The organism is Fortiea contorta PCC 7126, from assembly GCF_000332295.1.
GTDB lineage: Bacteria > Cyanobacteriota > Cyanobacteriia > Cyanobacteriales > Nostocaceae > Fortiea > Fortiea contorta.
This window is the reverse complement of record NZ_KB235930.1, coordinates 1,505,687-1,521,776: the sequence shown is the minus strand read 5'-3', so window position 1 is coordinate 1,521,776 and position 16,090 is coordinate 1,505,687. Positions and strand designations below refer to the sequence as shown.

Sequence of the window (16,090 nt, the reverse complement as noted above, 5' to 3'; positions counted from 1 at the left end):
ACCCATAAAAACCAAGTCTTTCTATGCTTAATCTCAATTACCAGCTTCTTTATCTAAATTACAAACATATTACTTCCGTAACAGTTATATCTTTCTTACTTTTGTCTACAAGTTATGGTTGCGTTCAAAAAGCATCAGAAGATGTCCAAATTGAAATCAAAAATGTCCAGTCTGTAGGTAGTAATAGTACATATAGTGTAGTTGGTACTACTAATCTCCCTGAGTCTAGCCGGATTACTATAGAGGCTATTCGTTATTTACGTCCGACGACAGGGCAAGAAGGAGTGTTGTTGAACTCTAGCGCCGAGACTAGACGTTCAATTTTAGCTCGCCAAATTGTGCAAGTAAAACAAGGAAAATGGCAGACTGATTTAAGTTTATGGCAAGTTGCACCTAATGGTAGGTTTCAGGAAGTTTGGCAAGCAAATAAAGCACAAGTAGGACTAACACCTGAAAGCGGTGTGACATTTATCGCTATTTTCGATCCTGCGAGTCAGTGGGAAGAATTAGATCAGCAAAAGCCGGAAAAGCTGCAGTCAGTAAATCAACAGTTTGAAGGTAAACTAGTTCGTTTTACGAATGAAGGTGAAAAGTACATCCAAGCTAGTCAAACTTTATTGATACCTCTACCGGAGGGGAAAACAATACCGCCTCGTCCGCAATCCGATGACATCAACGGCGGTTGGGGAAACCGATATCAAATTCCCCCAAGACCGATAGTTTCTAAAACTGCACTCATACCATCAAATACATCCAGACAGACCAATGCTTCTTTAACTTCAGCAGAGTTTCTGCGTTGAAAATTTGCAGCTAATTGTGTACTTTAATTATGCGCCAATTATAGCGATCGCCAGTACATTTAGGACGTAGAGACGGGAAATGTCACGTCTCTACAAAAGGTTTTAATTTACACCGACCAAGACAAAAAGTGTTACAGTAACAAAATTATTTAGTCGCAATTAGACACATAAAATGATTGGGTAAAGCATTGCTCTACCCAATCTAAAATTTTTTCTGATAGTTGCTTGCTAAGTATCAAGCAAGTTCATGAAATACAACTTGCTTGATTCACTTAGTTATCGCATACGAACTTCATCAACTTTTGCAGTTTCGTAATATATCTGAAATTTATCTGTGGCTTTTTCTTCAGTAGTTGTAGCTGTAGGCACAACTCGCAGGTTATTTTGCATTGTTTGCATCTGGAACATCATTTCTCGCAGCTGCTTTTGCAGTTCCTCAAATTCAGATGGCGTAATAGTTATTTGATTTTCTGTAGGGGGTGCAACACTTTCTCTGACACTATTGACATTGCTTTGAGCATAGCCTAGGAAAGTTTGAGCAGACGCAAATCCAGAAGTAGCAGCAGTGATGTTGGGTTTATTGATATTTTTTTGAGCGGCTATATCTGGAACAGGATTTACCTGCTGTTCGTACATTGGTATCGAATTTGCCATGGCGACAGTCTGAGAAATCAACTTTGGTTCTAAAGGAAGTTGATCATCTAAAAAAGCTCTTAACCCTGAAACTTGCAACCGAGATTCGGAGAGTTTTAGTTCTTTTAGTAGTGTTTCTTTTTCTTGAATGTTTTGTTCTAGGCTGAATAATTCTTGTTGAAATTTTACTGATTTGCGAGAAGAATGTCTCCAGCCACAAAAAGCCGCAGCGGAAACTCCAGTTCCTACACTGAGTACGGTTGTGAGTACTACATAAGGAATAGCAACATCTCTGAGTTTACCGTAAAAAATCGGTTCTTCCTGAAATTTGATGCTAATTTGCTTATCGCCTAATGCAGCGAGAGGAAATGACATGGCTGAGAATACACCAAGAGAAGCAATAATAGGTGGGAGAAAAAATTTTTGCAGTGCAGATAAGGACATATTTAAAAGTTGGATTAGTTGTGTAATTAAGACAACGTATGGATTGCAGCATTACTATTTACCGCTGGCAACACCTAGCTTTTATCTCGCTTCAGCGGGTGATAAATTTTTTGTACTGCATATTATCTAAGTTATTCTTTATGTGTAATTTCTGCAATAGAGGAGTCATGAAGAACTCGGAAAAGTGATTAAATTTTTTGTAAATTTAAAACCTTAATTTTGTAGTACAAATAAACTACCTAATTTAGATAAAACCTGGAAAAGCTTTATATATAAACATTTTATTGAATCGATTTTATATAAATTTTGTGAATACGGGAACTTAACGCACTAAATATTACTCTGTAAAACTATGTAAATTAACTGTCTAAATTAGTAAAATTAAAACGAAAAAAGTTACTAAATAAGTTTTTTGTCAGAAAAATTACGGTGGTTAATTTCAAAAACAGTTGTTAGCTTAGTCAAAAATTCATTAATTACGTAAAAATACTTTATAAAAATTACACTTATCGGCATAGACGTTTATAAATCTGCTAATTTATCTGAGTTATAAACCCCAATACAAGGTAATGAGATGATGCCATCTACTTTTAGAAAAAAGCAAATAAAAATTAAGCATTTGGAAAGACTTTTTTTATTTTTTGTAGCTGCAATGGTATTGATACTGGGAGTTGTGATTAAATTACCTGTCAATAGACAACTAGACGTGGCGAGTGCGGCGATGACGATGCAGTTACCTCTGTCAACTCAGGGTGCAAAGATTTTAGACGCTGAGGGTAAGACGGTTGTGCTCAAAGGTGTGAATTGGTTTGGGATGGAAACAGAGTTACACGCCCCCCATGGACTATGGAAGCGCGATTATCAGGAAATGTTGGCACAGATCAAAAAGTTGGGATATAACCTGATCCGATTGCCTTATTCTGTCGCAGGATTGCGATCCCTCAACATCAGCGGTGTAGACTTTAGTATTGGTAGCAATTCTGAACTCCAAGGTAAAACGCCTTTGGAAGTGATGGATTTAGTGATTCAAGCTGCTGAACGTCAGGGATTATTAATCCTATTAGACAGCCATCGCCTTAATGATCAGCGAATTCCGGAATTGTGGTATGGAGACGGTTTCACTGAAGCTGACTGGATTGATACTTGGAAGATGTTAGCTCAAAGATATAAAAATCAAGCTAATGTAATTGGTGCAGATGTAAAAAATGAACCTCACGGACGAGCTAGCTGGGGAACTAATGATTTAGCTACTGATTGGCGGTTGGCTGCAGAACGTGCTGGTAATGCTATTCTCAGTATCAATCCGAATTGGCTGATTGTTGTCGAAGGTGTGGAAAACAATGTTCCTGGTCAAAAGCTCAAGCACCACTGGCAAGGTGGTAATTTAGAAGGTGTGAAGCGTTACCCAGTACGGTTGTCTCGCCGCAATAAGCTAGTTTATTCTCCTCATGAGTATGGCCCTGGAGTATTTAATCAACCTTATTTTTCAGAATCTAATTTTCCCAGAAATTTGAGCGATCGCTGGCAGATAGGATTTAACTATATCTCTACTCAAAAAATTGCTCCCATCCTCATTGGCGAATTTGGCGGACGACAAGTAGACACCATTTCACCAGAAGGAATTTGGCAAAATGAGTTTGTAAAATACATCAAAAAGCATAATTTAAGCTTTGCTTATTGGAGTTGGAATCCTAATAGTGCGGATACAGGGGGTATATTATTAGATGATTGGCAAAGTTACGATCTACCAAAGCAACAATTATTATCTCAATTGCTTGTGTCTGCGCCAGTCCAACAGGTAGAGAAACCTCATAATTCTCCTGTGCTCCCAATTTCTGAGGTGACTACTCAATTAAAAGTAACTACCGATATGTATTCTAATTGGGAAACGGGATTTTGTGTAAGTTTCAAAATTATGAATTCAGGAAATACCAAAATTAGCAATTGGCAATTCAAATTTAATCTGAATGAGGCGAAAATTAGTAATTCTTGGAACGCTAATTTTCAACAGCAAAAGACGCAGTATATCGTGACTCCTTTTGATTGGGGATTAGTAATTGAACCAAATCAATCGAGAGATATCGGGTTTTGTGCTAATAAGCTTGGCGCAGATTACCAAATTAGAAATGTAAGTGCAGTTAGTCTAAAATCGGGTAATTAAATATGATTAAAACTAATAAAAGCTCTCTGCGTCTGGAGCATGAAATTTAATCACAACTGTTAATCAGACATGATATTTCGTATTACGAATTAGTCTGATACAGCGATTCAGTAAAACCAAAAAAAAAGCAGAGGAGCATTATCCTCTGCTTTTTTAGATTTCAGCTTTTCGCTTTATTCATCGTAATCGTCTTCGTCGTCTTCCTCGTAATCGTCTTCGTCGTCTTCTTCTACGAGGTCGGTGATTTCATCAGCAATCAATTCATCTTCATCATCGAGAATTGACCGCTCAGTACGTCTACCGCCAAAAGAAGATTCAGCTAGGGAAGGAGAATCTAAGTTGTAGGTGCGAGCTGTGCGATCATCCAACACCATATCTAGAGGATCATCAGCTTCGTCTAAGAGGCTTGTGCTTTCAAGTGCTGCGTAATCGTCAATCGCTCCCGTTTCTTCGTAGGCATTATACCCAGTACCTGCGGGAATCAATCGACCGATAATCACGTTTTCTTTTAAGCCGCGCAACCAGTCTGATTTTCCTTCAATAGCAGCCTCGGTCAAGACTCTGGTGGTTTCTTGGAAGGAAGCAGCCGAAATAAAGCTATCGGTATTTAATGATGCTTTGGTTATCCCTAACAATACGGGGGTATACTGTGCCCTCGCACCGCCAGTAATCGCCATCGCTTCGTTCACCTGCTCAACTTGGCGCAATTCTACCAACTCACCTGGAAGCATGGTGGTGTCGCCACCATCATCAATCCGGACTTTGTTGGTCATTTGGCGCACAATCACTTCTATGTGTTTATCGGCAATATCAATCCCTTGGGACTGGTACACCAACTGCACTTCATTCACCAAGAATGTTTGCACTTTTTGCAGGGCGTGGCTAGCACAAGCATAAACTCCGTCTTCTGAACCCAAGCTAAAGAAGATTTCTAAGATTTCGTGGGGGTTAGAAGGGCCATCACTCAGGGGCTGTCCCGCCAAAACAAGAGAACCGTCCGGTACTGCTAAATTTTGTCCGGGGCCAAGGGGATAGTCTATGACGACGCCGTTGGATTCTACTACTTTAATAGCGATCGCCTCATCACCATCACCATAAACTACCTTGAGTTCTCCTGCACGTCGTGCTAGTATACACGCCTCTTTTGGTTTGCGAGCTTCTAGAAGTTCTTCAATCCGGGGCAAACCTTGGATGATGTCTCCAGTTTTGGCGCGTTCAAACACCAACAACACTAAATTATCACCGCGCTGTACCAAGTCACCATCTTCTATCTGTAACACAGCGCCGGGACTGACTCGGTAGGGGCGACCAACCCGGATTTTAACTGCGTATTGGGGAGCACTCAAAGCTGATTCCCCAGTTGCAGACCGAGCCGTAATATTTTTGATATCTACGACTTGTCCAGATTCTGTAGAGAATACTCCAGGAGCTATTTCTTTTCCCTCTACGAGTAAATTACCTACCTTCACCTGAGGTTGGGCGGTAGTATTGATCGTGACTGTGTCGCTATGACGCAACACTAAACAGCGACGCACATTTTCACTACCTTTTTGCACACCCCGGACTGTACCCCCGTCTTTACACAAGATTTGAGTACGCGCGACGACGGCGTTAGGAGCGATGGTTAATCCATCTTGCACTTCTAAAGTTGTTTGGGTACTACCCTGAGTGGCGTCAGCAGAAATATCTCGGCGAATTACCAATGACTCCAAAATTACCAGCTGTAAGCGCTGCATGTCTGGGTCTTGGGTATCAGGTACCAATTCAATATCTGCTGCTAAAGGAGAAGCGTTGTGGTCTTGCTCGCCTTCTTGCTCGATTTCTAATACTAACTGGGTACGTAATAATTCTACCCCTTCAACAGATTTGACGCGCTCTGAATCTTTATATGGTAAGCGTTGCACTGCTCGCAACTGAATAGAGCGCCCTGTTTGTTGACTGACAGATGTAGTAGATGGCACATCCGGGTTACTGGGAACAGCAAATTCTACTACTGGACGACTCAATAGGGCTGGCCCCTCCGGGGATTCTACATACTGAATGTAGCGCAACTCGGTAGCGACAGCACCTTGAAACTCCTCTCCCGGTTGAATAAAGGTGTTATCTCTGCCTAACACAGCTTCGGGATCGTCTACCATCAGCAGTTCCCCTGGCTTAATCACTACTTCCCGGAGGATATCGTTTTTCTGGGTAACTTCGACGACGCCGCTGTTTTGGCAGAAGATATCTTTAACTACCTCGGTGCCAGCTTCGACAAACTGTCCGTCTTCCACGAGCAACAAGGATATGTCTTTATTGACTTCGTGGCTTTCTTCGGGAATCCACAGCAGTGTACCTCCCTGGACTACTTCATAACCCAGCTTGGCTTTACCTTTTTTCTGGACTTCCACCCCTGCAAATTTCAAGAAACCTCCGGTAGTGGTGCGGTAGCGATCATCAATTAACTCTGCTACTACTTGACCATTTTGTACTTTTGTGCCTGGCGTGGCTCTGAGGTTAAATACTTGGTTATTGCCGGTAGAAACTAGGTAATTGTTACGACCTTGAGAGCTTTGGACGGTAACTGTTGCTTGGTCTAAGACCACGGAAGCGGTGATAATTTCGATTTCCCTGGTACTCTTACCTGGGGTAGCTTCTGGCAAGCGGACTACGCCACCGTGTAAAGTGGTTAATTTAGTTTCGGCTAATACGCCATTAGATGCGATCGCATCACCATTATTTACCACCAATTCTGCACCTGGAGGCAAGTTGTAAACTTCCCCTGACAAAATCCAAATCAAACCGCCTCTAGCGGCTGTGGTAGTAGTATTACCTTGGCGGTCTGTTTTTTGTTCGGGTACAACTTCGGCAAATTGGACTTCCCCTGCCAAGTCAGAAGCCACATCTTTCACCGCTTTTTCGGTATTGGCGCGAGCTGTGCGTCCACCAAGGGCGACTTCTGCCAGTAATTGACCCGGTTTTACTTGCTGTCCATCAACTATATATAGTGTTGAACCTTGAGTAACTTGAATTTCTTGGTTAACTGGGGTTTCAGTGCCTTCCTTCTTTGGTTCTAAATTGATGACGCCGTTAGCTTCTACATACAAAGCATCTTCACCGTGGCGGGTGCGATATGGTCTGGTTTTCAACTTCCGAGGCAGACGAATTGTACCATTGGCTTTAGAGCGCACTTGTTGTGCTACCTCACCTGTAAATACGCCACCAGTGTGGAATGTCCGCATGGTCAGCTGGGTACCGGGTTCGCCGATACTTTGAGCAGCAATAATCCCTACTGCTTCTCCCAAGTCAACCATTTTACCGTGAGCCAAACTCCAACCGTAGCAGTGCTGACACACTGAACGAGCTGCTTCGCAAGTTAGAGGGGAGCGCACGAAAACTTCGCTCACCCCAGATTTTTGAATTTTTTTAGCTAATTCATCAGAAACGGGGGTGTTGCGTGGTGCTAGAATTTCTCCAGTTGTAGGATGCACTACGTCTTCACCTACGACTCGTCCCAGCAAGCGTGTAGCTAAAGGAATCTTAGTTTTTCCACCTTCCACCATGGCGCGCACAGGAATTCCCCTGGTGGTACCGCAGTCAAATTCCCGGATAATTACATCTTGGGATACGTCTACAAGACGGCGGGTGAGATAACCAGAGTCAGCCGTCCGCAAAGCGGTATCTACTAACCCTTTTCTCGCACCGTAAGACGAGATAATGTATTCTGTGACGGTGAGTCCTTCGCGGAAGTTAGTTTTGATGGGTAGGTCAATAATTTCCCCTTGGGGGTCTGCCATTAGTCCCCGCATTCCCACCAACTGCCGGACTTGGGAGATGTTACCTCTGGCTCCAGAAAATGCCATCATGTAGACGGAGTTGAGGGGGTCGGTCTTTTTGAAGTGGGTAACAACTTCGTCTTTGAGAGCTTCACTGGCACCGTTCCAGGTATCTATCACCTTTTGAAAACGTTCTACTTCGGTGATTTCTCCCCGTTGGTAACGAGCTTCGGTAGCGCGAATTTCTTCTTCTGCTGCATCCAAGAGCGATCGCTTGGAAGGTGGTACCATCAAATCATCTACACTAATAGAAACCCCAGCTTTGGTAGCATAGCGAAATCCCAAGTCTTTCAATTTATCCGCCATCACCGCTGTCCGTGCCGTGCCGTAATTGGTGAAAGACCAATAAATTAAATTTCTCAGTTGACCTTTGTCAACTACACGATTGCGAAAAATAGCGTTTTCGTTAGTCATTATTCATTAATTCCTTAGTCATCAATAATTAATAATTCGTAATTCGTAATTCGTAATTGCAGAATTAATTACAAGCTACGAATTAAAAATTATGAATTAACTGGCCAGTGCTTCCTGAATGGCATTATTGTAAATAACGCGACCTGGTGTTGTCCGGATATACTGAGAAAGTAAATTTCCTTGACCGTCTTCCCTAACTCGGCGGAATTTATAAAGTAATGTCCGGCTGCCATCGGTGTTTTCTGTCACTTCCACAGGTTCTGTATCTGGTTGCTCTGTCTCTACTTCGCCATCAAAGCGCACGTAAATGTAGGCGTGGAGGTCAACTTGTTCTTGTTGAAAAGCCATAATCACATCCTCAAGAGAAGCAAAGTAACGTCCTGCACCTTTTGTCGCCTGGGGATTTTCGGCAGTTAAATAGTACGCCCCCAGTACCATGTCTTGGCTGGGTGTGATAATTGGCTTACCCGTGGCTGGTGAAAGTATATTGTTGGAAGCCAACATTAATAACCGTGCTTCTGCCTGACTTTCTAAAGATAAAGGCACGTGTACCGCCATTTGGTCGCCATCAAAGTCAGCGTTAAAAGCGGGACAGACTAGAGGATGCAATTGAATCGCTCTACCCTCTACTAAAATTGGTTCAAAGGATTGAATACCTAAGCGGTGTAGCGTTGGCGCTCGATTGAGTAAGACTGGATGTCCTTCAATCACTTCTTCCAACACATCCCAAACACTAGGATCATTTCGGGATATCAGCTTTTTCGCAGCTTTGATATTATTCACCATGCCACTACGAATCAGGCGATTAATCACAAACGGCTGAAATAGCTCAATTGCCATTTCCCTAGGTAAACCGCATTGGTGGATATTTAACTTGGGCCCTACCACAATTACCGAGCGCCCAGAGTAATCAACCCGTTTACCTAATAAGTTTTGCCGGAAGCGTCCTTGCTTACCTTCAATAATGTCGGACAACGACTTGAGTGGGCGGTTATTCGCCCCGACTACAGTTCTTCCCCGACGACCATTGTCAATTAAAGCATCTACCGCTTCTTGCAGCATCCGCTTTTCATTTCGCACAATAATCTCTGGTGCTAAAATCTCTTGCAACCGTGCCAGACGATTATTGCGGTTAATTACCCGGCGATACAAATCATTTAAATCACTAGTGGCAAACCTTCCCCCATCTAGCTGCACCATCGGGCGCAAGTCAGGGGGAATTACTGGGATGACAGCCATCACCATCCACTCTGGTTTAGAACCAGTAGCAATGAAGTTGTCAATTACCCGCAGGCGCTTAATTAGTTTTGCTCGCTTTTGTCCTTTAGCATTGCTAATTTCTTCCCGCAGGCTCTCAGCTTCTTGCTCTAAATTAATGTCAGCCAATAAACGCAGCAACGCCTCAGCTCCAATACCCACTTCCACGCCTTGTAGCTGGGAATCTTCGCTGTAAATCTGGTCTTCAATTTCTAGCCACTGGTCTTCACTCAATAGCTGTTTGTAAGTTAAAGTTTCCGCATTGCCAGGAGAGAGCACAACATAAGAGTTGAAATAAACTATTTGCTCTACGTCCCTGAGCGGCATGTCCAGGAGAATAGAAATATAGCTGGGGATACCTTTGAGATACCAAACGTGGGCAACTGGTGCCGCTAGCTTGATATATCCCATTCGGTGGCGTCTGACCCGTGATTCAGTAACTTCTACACCGCACCGTTCACAAACGATACCACGGTGGCGCACTCTTTTATACTTGCCACAATGGCATTCCCAATCTTTCGCTGGGCCAAAAATCCGCTCACAGAACAAGCCATCCATCTCAGGCTTGAGAGTCCGGTAATTAATTGTCTCCGGCTTAGTTACTTCCCCCACCACCTGACCATTAGGCAGCGTTCTTTCTCCCCACTGGCGAATGCGCTCTGGTGATGCCAAGCCGATTTTTACGTAGTCAAACTGATTAGTTTGGGCGTTTCTCATACGAAAGGATGAAGGATGAATGATGAAGTATGAAGTACGGGGTATGAAGTGTGAAGGGTAGTATTATTCATACTTCAGCCTTCACACTTGAGTTTTTTTACTCGTCCTCTTCTAGTGACTCACGGGACAGTGATTCGTAGGTGGGTCGAGGTGGGGTACGGCGGGCTGATTGGTCTGCCATTAAATCGACTTCCACATCTAATGAGCTACCGTCTGCTTGGGTTTCTACCTTGTGGACAGCAATATCTAAGCCTAGTGATTGCAATTCTCGCATCAACACTTTAAAGGATTCTGGTGTGCCTGGACGGGGAATTGCTTTACCTTTAACAATGGCATTCAAGGCTTCATTACGCCCTTGCATGTCGTCGGATTTCACAGTCAGCAATTCCTGCAAGGTATAGGCTGCACCAAAAGCTTCCAATGCCCACACTTCCATTTCGCCAAACCGCTGACCGCCTTGTTGCGCTTTTCCACCCAAGGGTTGCTGAGTAACGAGGGAGTAAGGGCCTGTAGACCGGGCGTGGATTTTGTCATCCACCAAGTGCACCAGTTTCAACATGTAAGCTACGCCCACAGTCACTGGTCGGTCGAAGGGTTCCCCAGTCCGACCATCAAAGACGACGATTTTTCCTGGGTTATCTGGGTTATATACCCAAGTTTTACTGGTTTCATCCCTGGCTTCTTGTAATTTGCCATGGACAATCCTGCGTGATGACTCCTCGCCATACATTTCGTCGAAAGGAGTAATCTTAAACCGCACCCCTAAGTTATGGCCAGCCCAACCCAATAAACACTCAAACACTTGTCCGACATTCATCCGGCTGGGTACACCCAAGGGATTCAAAACAATATCTACTGGAGAACCGTCTGGTAAATAGGGCATATCTTCCGCAGGCAGAATCCGGGAGATAATACCCTTATTGCCGTGGCGCCCTGCCATTTTGTCGCCCACTTGGATTTTGCGCTTCTGAGCTACATATACCCGGACAACCATATTCGCTCCCGGTGGTAGTTCATCCCCTTGTTCACGGGTGAATAACCGCACATCCACTACCCGTCCTTTCTCACCGTTAGGGACTCGCAAGGAGTTATCGCGCACATCCCGAGCTTTTTCCCCGAAAATGGCTCGTAATAGTTTTTCTTCTGGTGGTTGGTCTGATTCACCCTTTGGTGTAACTTTTCCTACTAAAATATCCCCGGCTTCTACCCACGCTCCAATCCGAATAATTCCCTGTTCATCCAACTGCCGCAGGGCATCTTCCCCGACGTTAGGAATTTCTCTGGTGATTTCTTCTGGGCCCAGTTTGGTTTGTCTGGCTTCAATTTCATATTTTTCGATGTGAATTGAAGTGTAAATATCATCCTGCACCAACCGTTCAGAAATCAAAATTGCGTCTTCGTAGTTGTAGCCTTCCCAAGGCATGTAAGCTACAACTATGTTTTGACCCAAAGCTAATTCTCCGCCCTCAGTGGAGGAGCCATCCGCCAGTACTTGTCCCGCCACCACACGCTCACCAATTCTGACTAGGGGTTTTTGGTTGAGACATGTATCTTGGTTAGAGCGTTGGTATTTGGAAACTCTGTACCGAATTTCTGCCCCTGAGGGTTTGGGACGGACACGAATTTCTGTCGCATCGACATAGGTGACATCGCCATCAGTCCGGGAGACGATTACCATCCCTGAGTCTCTCGCCCCTTGGGCTTCTAAACCAGTGCCCACCAAAGGTCGTTCTGGTTTGAGTAGCGGTACTGCTTGCCGCTGCATGTTGGAACCCATCAGTGCCCGGTTGGCGTCGTCATGCTCCAAGAAGGGAATCATACTAGTAGCAACAGAGACGATTTGTACTGGAGAAACTGCTACATAGTCTACCTGCTCTGGTGTTGTGGTTGACCAATCTTGGCGATAGCGTACTGGTACTTGAGGCCCAAGGATGTAACTATTTTCATCTAATTGAGTATCACCCGGTGCTACTCGCAGGTCGTCTTCTTCATCGGCTGTCATGTAGACTGCAGGTAGATCAAATCGAACCCTACCATTTTCTACAGGTCGAAATGGCGTTTCCAAAAAGCCGTACAAGTTAACTTTGGCATGGGTTGCTAAGGAACCAATCAAGCCCGCGTTGGGTCCTTCTGGAGTTTCAATTGGGCAAATTCGCCCGTAGTGTGAAGGATGGATATCTCGCACGGCAAAACCAGCTCTTTCTCTGGTTAAACCGCCAGGACCGAGGGCGCTGAGGCGGCGTTTGTGGGTCAGTTCTGCTAAGGGATTAGTTTGATCCATGAACTGACTTAGTTGGCTAGAACCAAAGAATTCTTTAATTGCTGCTACTAACGGTTTGGGGTTAACTAAAGAAGCTGGGGTAAGCACTTCAGCATCGGATACCGTCATCCGTTCCCGAATAATCCGCTCCAACCGGTTCAAGCCGACCCGCACTTGGTTTTGCAGTAATTCGCCCACACTTCTGACTCGACGATTTCCCAAGTGGTCAATGTCGTCTATATTACCAATATCGTATTCTAAGTTAATCAGGTAATCGACAGCCGCTAAAATATCGCCAGGAGTCAACACCCGCATGGTGTCGGGTACAGAGAGGCGTAATTTTTTGTTGAGTTTATACCTACCCACGCGACCGAGGTCGTAACGTTTGGGATCAAAGAACCGAGAATCTAGGAGTTGTTGTCCACCAAGCACTGTTGGCGGCTCTCCAGGACGCAGTTTGCGGTACAGTTCCATCAGGGCTTCTTCTTCAGAAAACTGCCCTTCTTTTTCGATGGTTTTTTGGAAATACTCTGGGTGGCGTAAAGCGTCAAAGATTTCGTTGTCTGATAAACCCAGTGCCTTGAGGAGGACTTGGGCTGAGAGTTTGCGGGTTTTGTCGATGCGTACCCACACTAAGTCGTTGCGGTCTGTTTCAAATTTTAGCCATGCTCCCCGGTTAGGGATGAGTGAAGCTGAATAGGTACGACGCCCGTTTTTATCAATTTCTGATTTATAGTAGACTCCGGGACTCCGCACAATCTGGTTGACGATTACCCGCTCGGCACCGTTGATAATGAAAGTACCGCGATCTGTCATTAACGGCAGATCCCCAATAAATACTTCTTGTTCTTTAATATCCCCTGTTTCTTTGTTAAGCAGGCGTGTGGGGACATACATCTGCACGGCGTAGGTGCTATCCCGCCGTTTGGCTTCTTCGACGCTGTACTTTGGCTCTTTGAGTTTGTAATTGTGACCTAAAAAATGTAGTTCGAGTTTGCCAGTGTAGTCTGTAATTGGACTGAAGGAGTTGAGTTCTTCTATTAACCCTTCTTCTAGAAACCAGCGGAAGCTTGAACGCTGGATTTCTATTAAATCGGGTAACAAAAAGGCGGGTTCCATATATGTTTCGTTAGTCATGCCTCTACCTTTGTCAACCTGGTTACAATTTTCTTTGGACACTACTTTTGTTGCTTTTCACCTCCAGCCTGTGTCCTTAGCTGTTCGGTAACTTATCCTCAAACCACCTGCTATTTACAGGTGCAGGCAAACGCAGAAATTAAACTGGGAAAGTGGTATTTTGACAAGGGGGTAATTGCCCTTGTTGACGTGAAGTTGCGAAAGTTCTGCTCTGAGGTCGATTTCTCAAACGCAGGTGGCTGAAATATGCTGTGTTTTGATTGATGTTTGGCACTTAGCCCTCGCAAAGCAAGTTGGTTAGCTCCTGCATCTCGATACTTTTGTGTCTTTAATACCCCTCTGATTTAAATTCAGGAGATATCCTCAGACTCAGGTAATGAATGACGCTGAGGTGAGTTTGAGTCTGTATAGCTTTATCTTGGTGGGTTGTACTCACAAGGTAGTTATGTTTAACAATTTTCTATATGTTAAATACAGGAAAAGTCGTGTTTGGCAAAATCTGCGAGTTTAATTTGGTTTTCAGGGTTATTCATAGATTCCCAGCGTCAAACCGCCGCTTATATTCAACTATGCTCAACCCTGCACACACAGTTCCAAATTAGAAACAAAGAATTTCCATAAATTCAGGGGCTGCAAACCAAGACGTTGTGTTTATGGTGCTAAAGCACACATTTTGTTTATAAGTAGTATATCTGGTGGCAGCAGCGCTGAATCTTGCTCCATTTGATGAAGTTTGGGATGTAATGTTTCGTATTTTTGAATTTTGCGGGCACTCAAAGGTTCGCTTCCCAGTATAATAATCCCTTGCATTTGCAATTGGGGCGTAGACGCAAGGCTGCTTCCTCTGCTGCTAAAACAAACTAGAAGGGTAGGTCGGCCTGGGTCAAGTTGATAACATCGCAAAAACAAGCTTAGGAGAAATAATTTTCTCCCTTTACCATTATGCCGTAAGTTAAACACTTCGAGGTGGATAATTCTAGCATATTTTTGTCCTTCGAGGGTTTTATTTTTTCAACGCAGCTACTCCTGTCAACAGAGATAGGTTTAAAGGACGAGACCAAATAATTCGCAGGCATTTTGGGTGGTTTGAGCAGCGATCGCCTCTACGGTTTCGCTACGCAATTGTGCCACTTGCTCTGCTACGTAACGAACATAAGCAGGCTCGTTACGTCTTTCCCCTCGTTTGGGTACTGGAGCTAAGAAAGGACAGTCTGTCTCAATTAGCAGGCGATCGCTTCTCACCCTAGCGGCTGAAGATTGTATTTGTTTGGCGTTTTTGAAGGTTACTGTGCCACTAAAGCTAATGTAGAACCCTAAATCAACAAACCATTGGATTTCCTCTGGTGTGCCACCCCAACAATGCATCACACCCCGAATCTTTGCTTGTGTGGTTTCCTGCCATTTTTCCAACACTGCTCTTACTTGTGGCGCTGCATTGCGGCAGTGAATGATCACAGGTAAGTTTAGTTGGGACGCGATCGCCAGTTGTGACTCAAATACTATGCATTGTTGCTCGTAGTTGTTTGCTTTGTGCAAATCCAGTCCCATTTCCCCGATAGCTACTATCTTGGAGTCAGCTCTGGCTTGGCATAAAATTTCTTCGGCTGTTTGGCTGTGCCACTTTTGAGCATCTAAAGGGTGCAGCCCAACCGCGTAGCTCAGTTCGGGGACTTGCTGCGCTATGGCTTGAATGCTGACCAACTCTGATGGTTGGACGCAAGAATGTACCAAATGTACTACACCTGCTTCTTGCCATCGCGATCGTACTGAAGCTAAATCTGGCTGGAAAACATCGAAGTTAAGATGAACGTGGGTGTCAATCAGCTGCATCCTCTATCCTTTGTCATTTATCCTACCCTGCTTCTCCAAAGTAACCTATGGATAACCAAGCGCTATGGTTACTCTGAAGGCACCTAGTGGGTATCTGTGTCACTTGTCTTTTGTCTTGATGATGACAATCGACAAATGACCAATCACTAGTTACTACTAAGACGCTTGGGCAAACTGTTTTAGTCTGTGAGCTAATTTTGACTTTTTCCTGGCCCCGTTGTTGGGATGAAGCACTCCCCGCTTAATGGCTTTGTCGATTTTGCTGTAAGCTTCAGACAAGCGTAGTTGTACCTCTTGTTCTAATTCTGGGGTAGGATTAGTTTTGTAGACCTCTACTGCGTTCAGGTACTTTTTGCTCAGTGTCTTAACTGCTGATTTGTAGGATTTGTTACGCAGTCGGTTACGTTCCGCGATTTCGGCGCGCTTAAGAGCAGACTTTGTATTCGCCACAATTAATTCCAAAAAGACTATGAATATTTACACACACTACTAGGCTTACTAATATAGCATGTATATTGCCAATGTGAAGATTTCTGAAAAAAATTTCCTTAGGTTGGCACTACAAAACTAAAAGAGTAACTAGAGGCATTAAAGACTTTACCTCAAATTTTAGCCATGCAGT

At 44.1% G+C, this 16,090-nt stretch carries 6 protein-coding genes and 1 pseudogene; 2 read left to right on the top strand and 5 right to left on the bottom strand.

Annotated elements, in window-relative coordinates; translation table 11 throughout:
- Positions 1-23 precede the first annotated feature (23 nt).
- On the top strand, positions 24-800 hold the full coding sequence (locus tag MIC7126_RS0107330) for a hypothetical protein (RefSeq protein WP_017652489.1): 777 nt from the start codon (positions 24-26) through the stop codon (positions 798-800).
- A gap of 276 nt (positions 801-1,076) precedes the next feature.
- Here the strand turns inward: MIC7126_RS0107330 and MIC7126_RS0107325 are convergent, their stop codons facing one another.
- The gene (locus tag MIC7126_RS0107325; RefSeq protein ID WP_040629723.1) at positions 1,077-1,877 is read right to left on the bottom strand and encodes a hypothetical protein; all 801 of its coding nucleotides are present in this window, start codon (positions 1,875-1,877) and stop codon (positions 1,077-1,079) included.
- 577 nt (positions 1,878-2,454) lie between these two features.
- Here MIC7126_RS0107325 and MIC7126_RS0107320 point away from each other — a divergent pair.
- Positions 2,455-4,038 carry a cellulase family glycosylhydrolase gene (locus tag MIC7126_RS0107320; RefSeq protein ID WP_017652486.1) on the top strand — a complete coding sequence of 528 codons (1,584 nt, stop codon included), beginning with the start codon at positions 2,455-2,457 and terminating at the stop codon, positions 4,036-4,038.
- A 173-nt stretch (positions 4,039-4,211) separates the two neighbouring features.
- On the opposite strand, the pseudogene MIC7126_RS0107315 reads toward MIC7126_RS0107320, so the two are convergent.
- The 4 genes and pseudogenes from MIC7126_RS0107315 to rpsT all read right to left on the bottom strand — a co-directional run bounded on the left by MIC7126_RS0107315 (position 4,212) and on the right by rpsT (position 15,918).
- Positions 4,212-10,241: pseudogene (locus MIC7126_RS0107315) on the bottom strand (DNA-directed RNA polymerase subunit beta'').
- A 97-nt stretch (positions 10,242-10,338) separates the two neighbouring features.
- Entirely contained in the window at positions 10,339-13,638 is a 3,300-nt protein-coding gene (rpoB, locus tag MIC7126_RS0107305; RefSeq protein WP_026100095.1) for a DNA-directed RNA polymerase subunit beta, read from the bottom strand.
- A 1,044-nt stretch (positions 13,639-14,682) separates the two neighbouring features.
- Positions 14,683-15,468, bottom strand: coding sequence for a TatD family hydrolase (locus MIC7126_RS0107295; protein ID WP_017652481.1), 786 nt, complete (start codon positions 15,466-15,468; stop codon positions 14,683-14,685).
- A gap of 156 nt (positions 15,469-15,624) precedes the next feature.
- The gene (gene rpsT / locus MIC7126_RS0107290) at positions 15,625-15,918 is read right to left on the bottom strand and encodes a 30S ribosomal protein S20 (RefSeq protein WP_026100094.1); all 294 of its coding nucleotides are present in this window, start codon (positions 15,916-15,918) and stop codon (positions 15,625-15,627) included.
- Between the last annotated feature and the right edge of the window lie 172 nt (positions 15,919-16,090).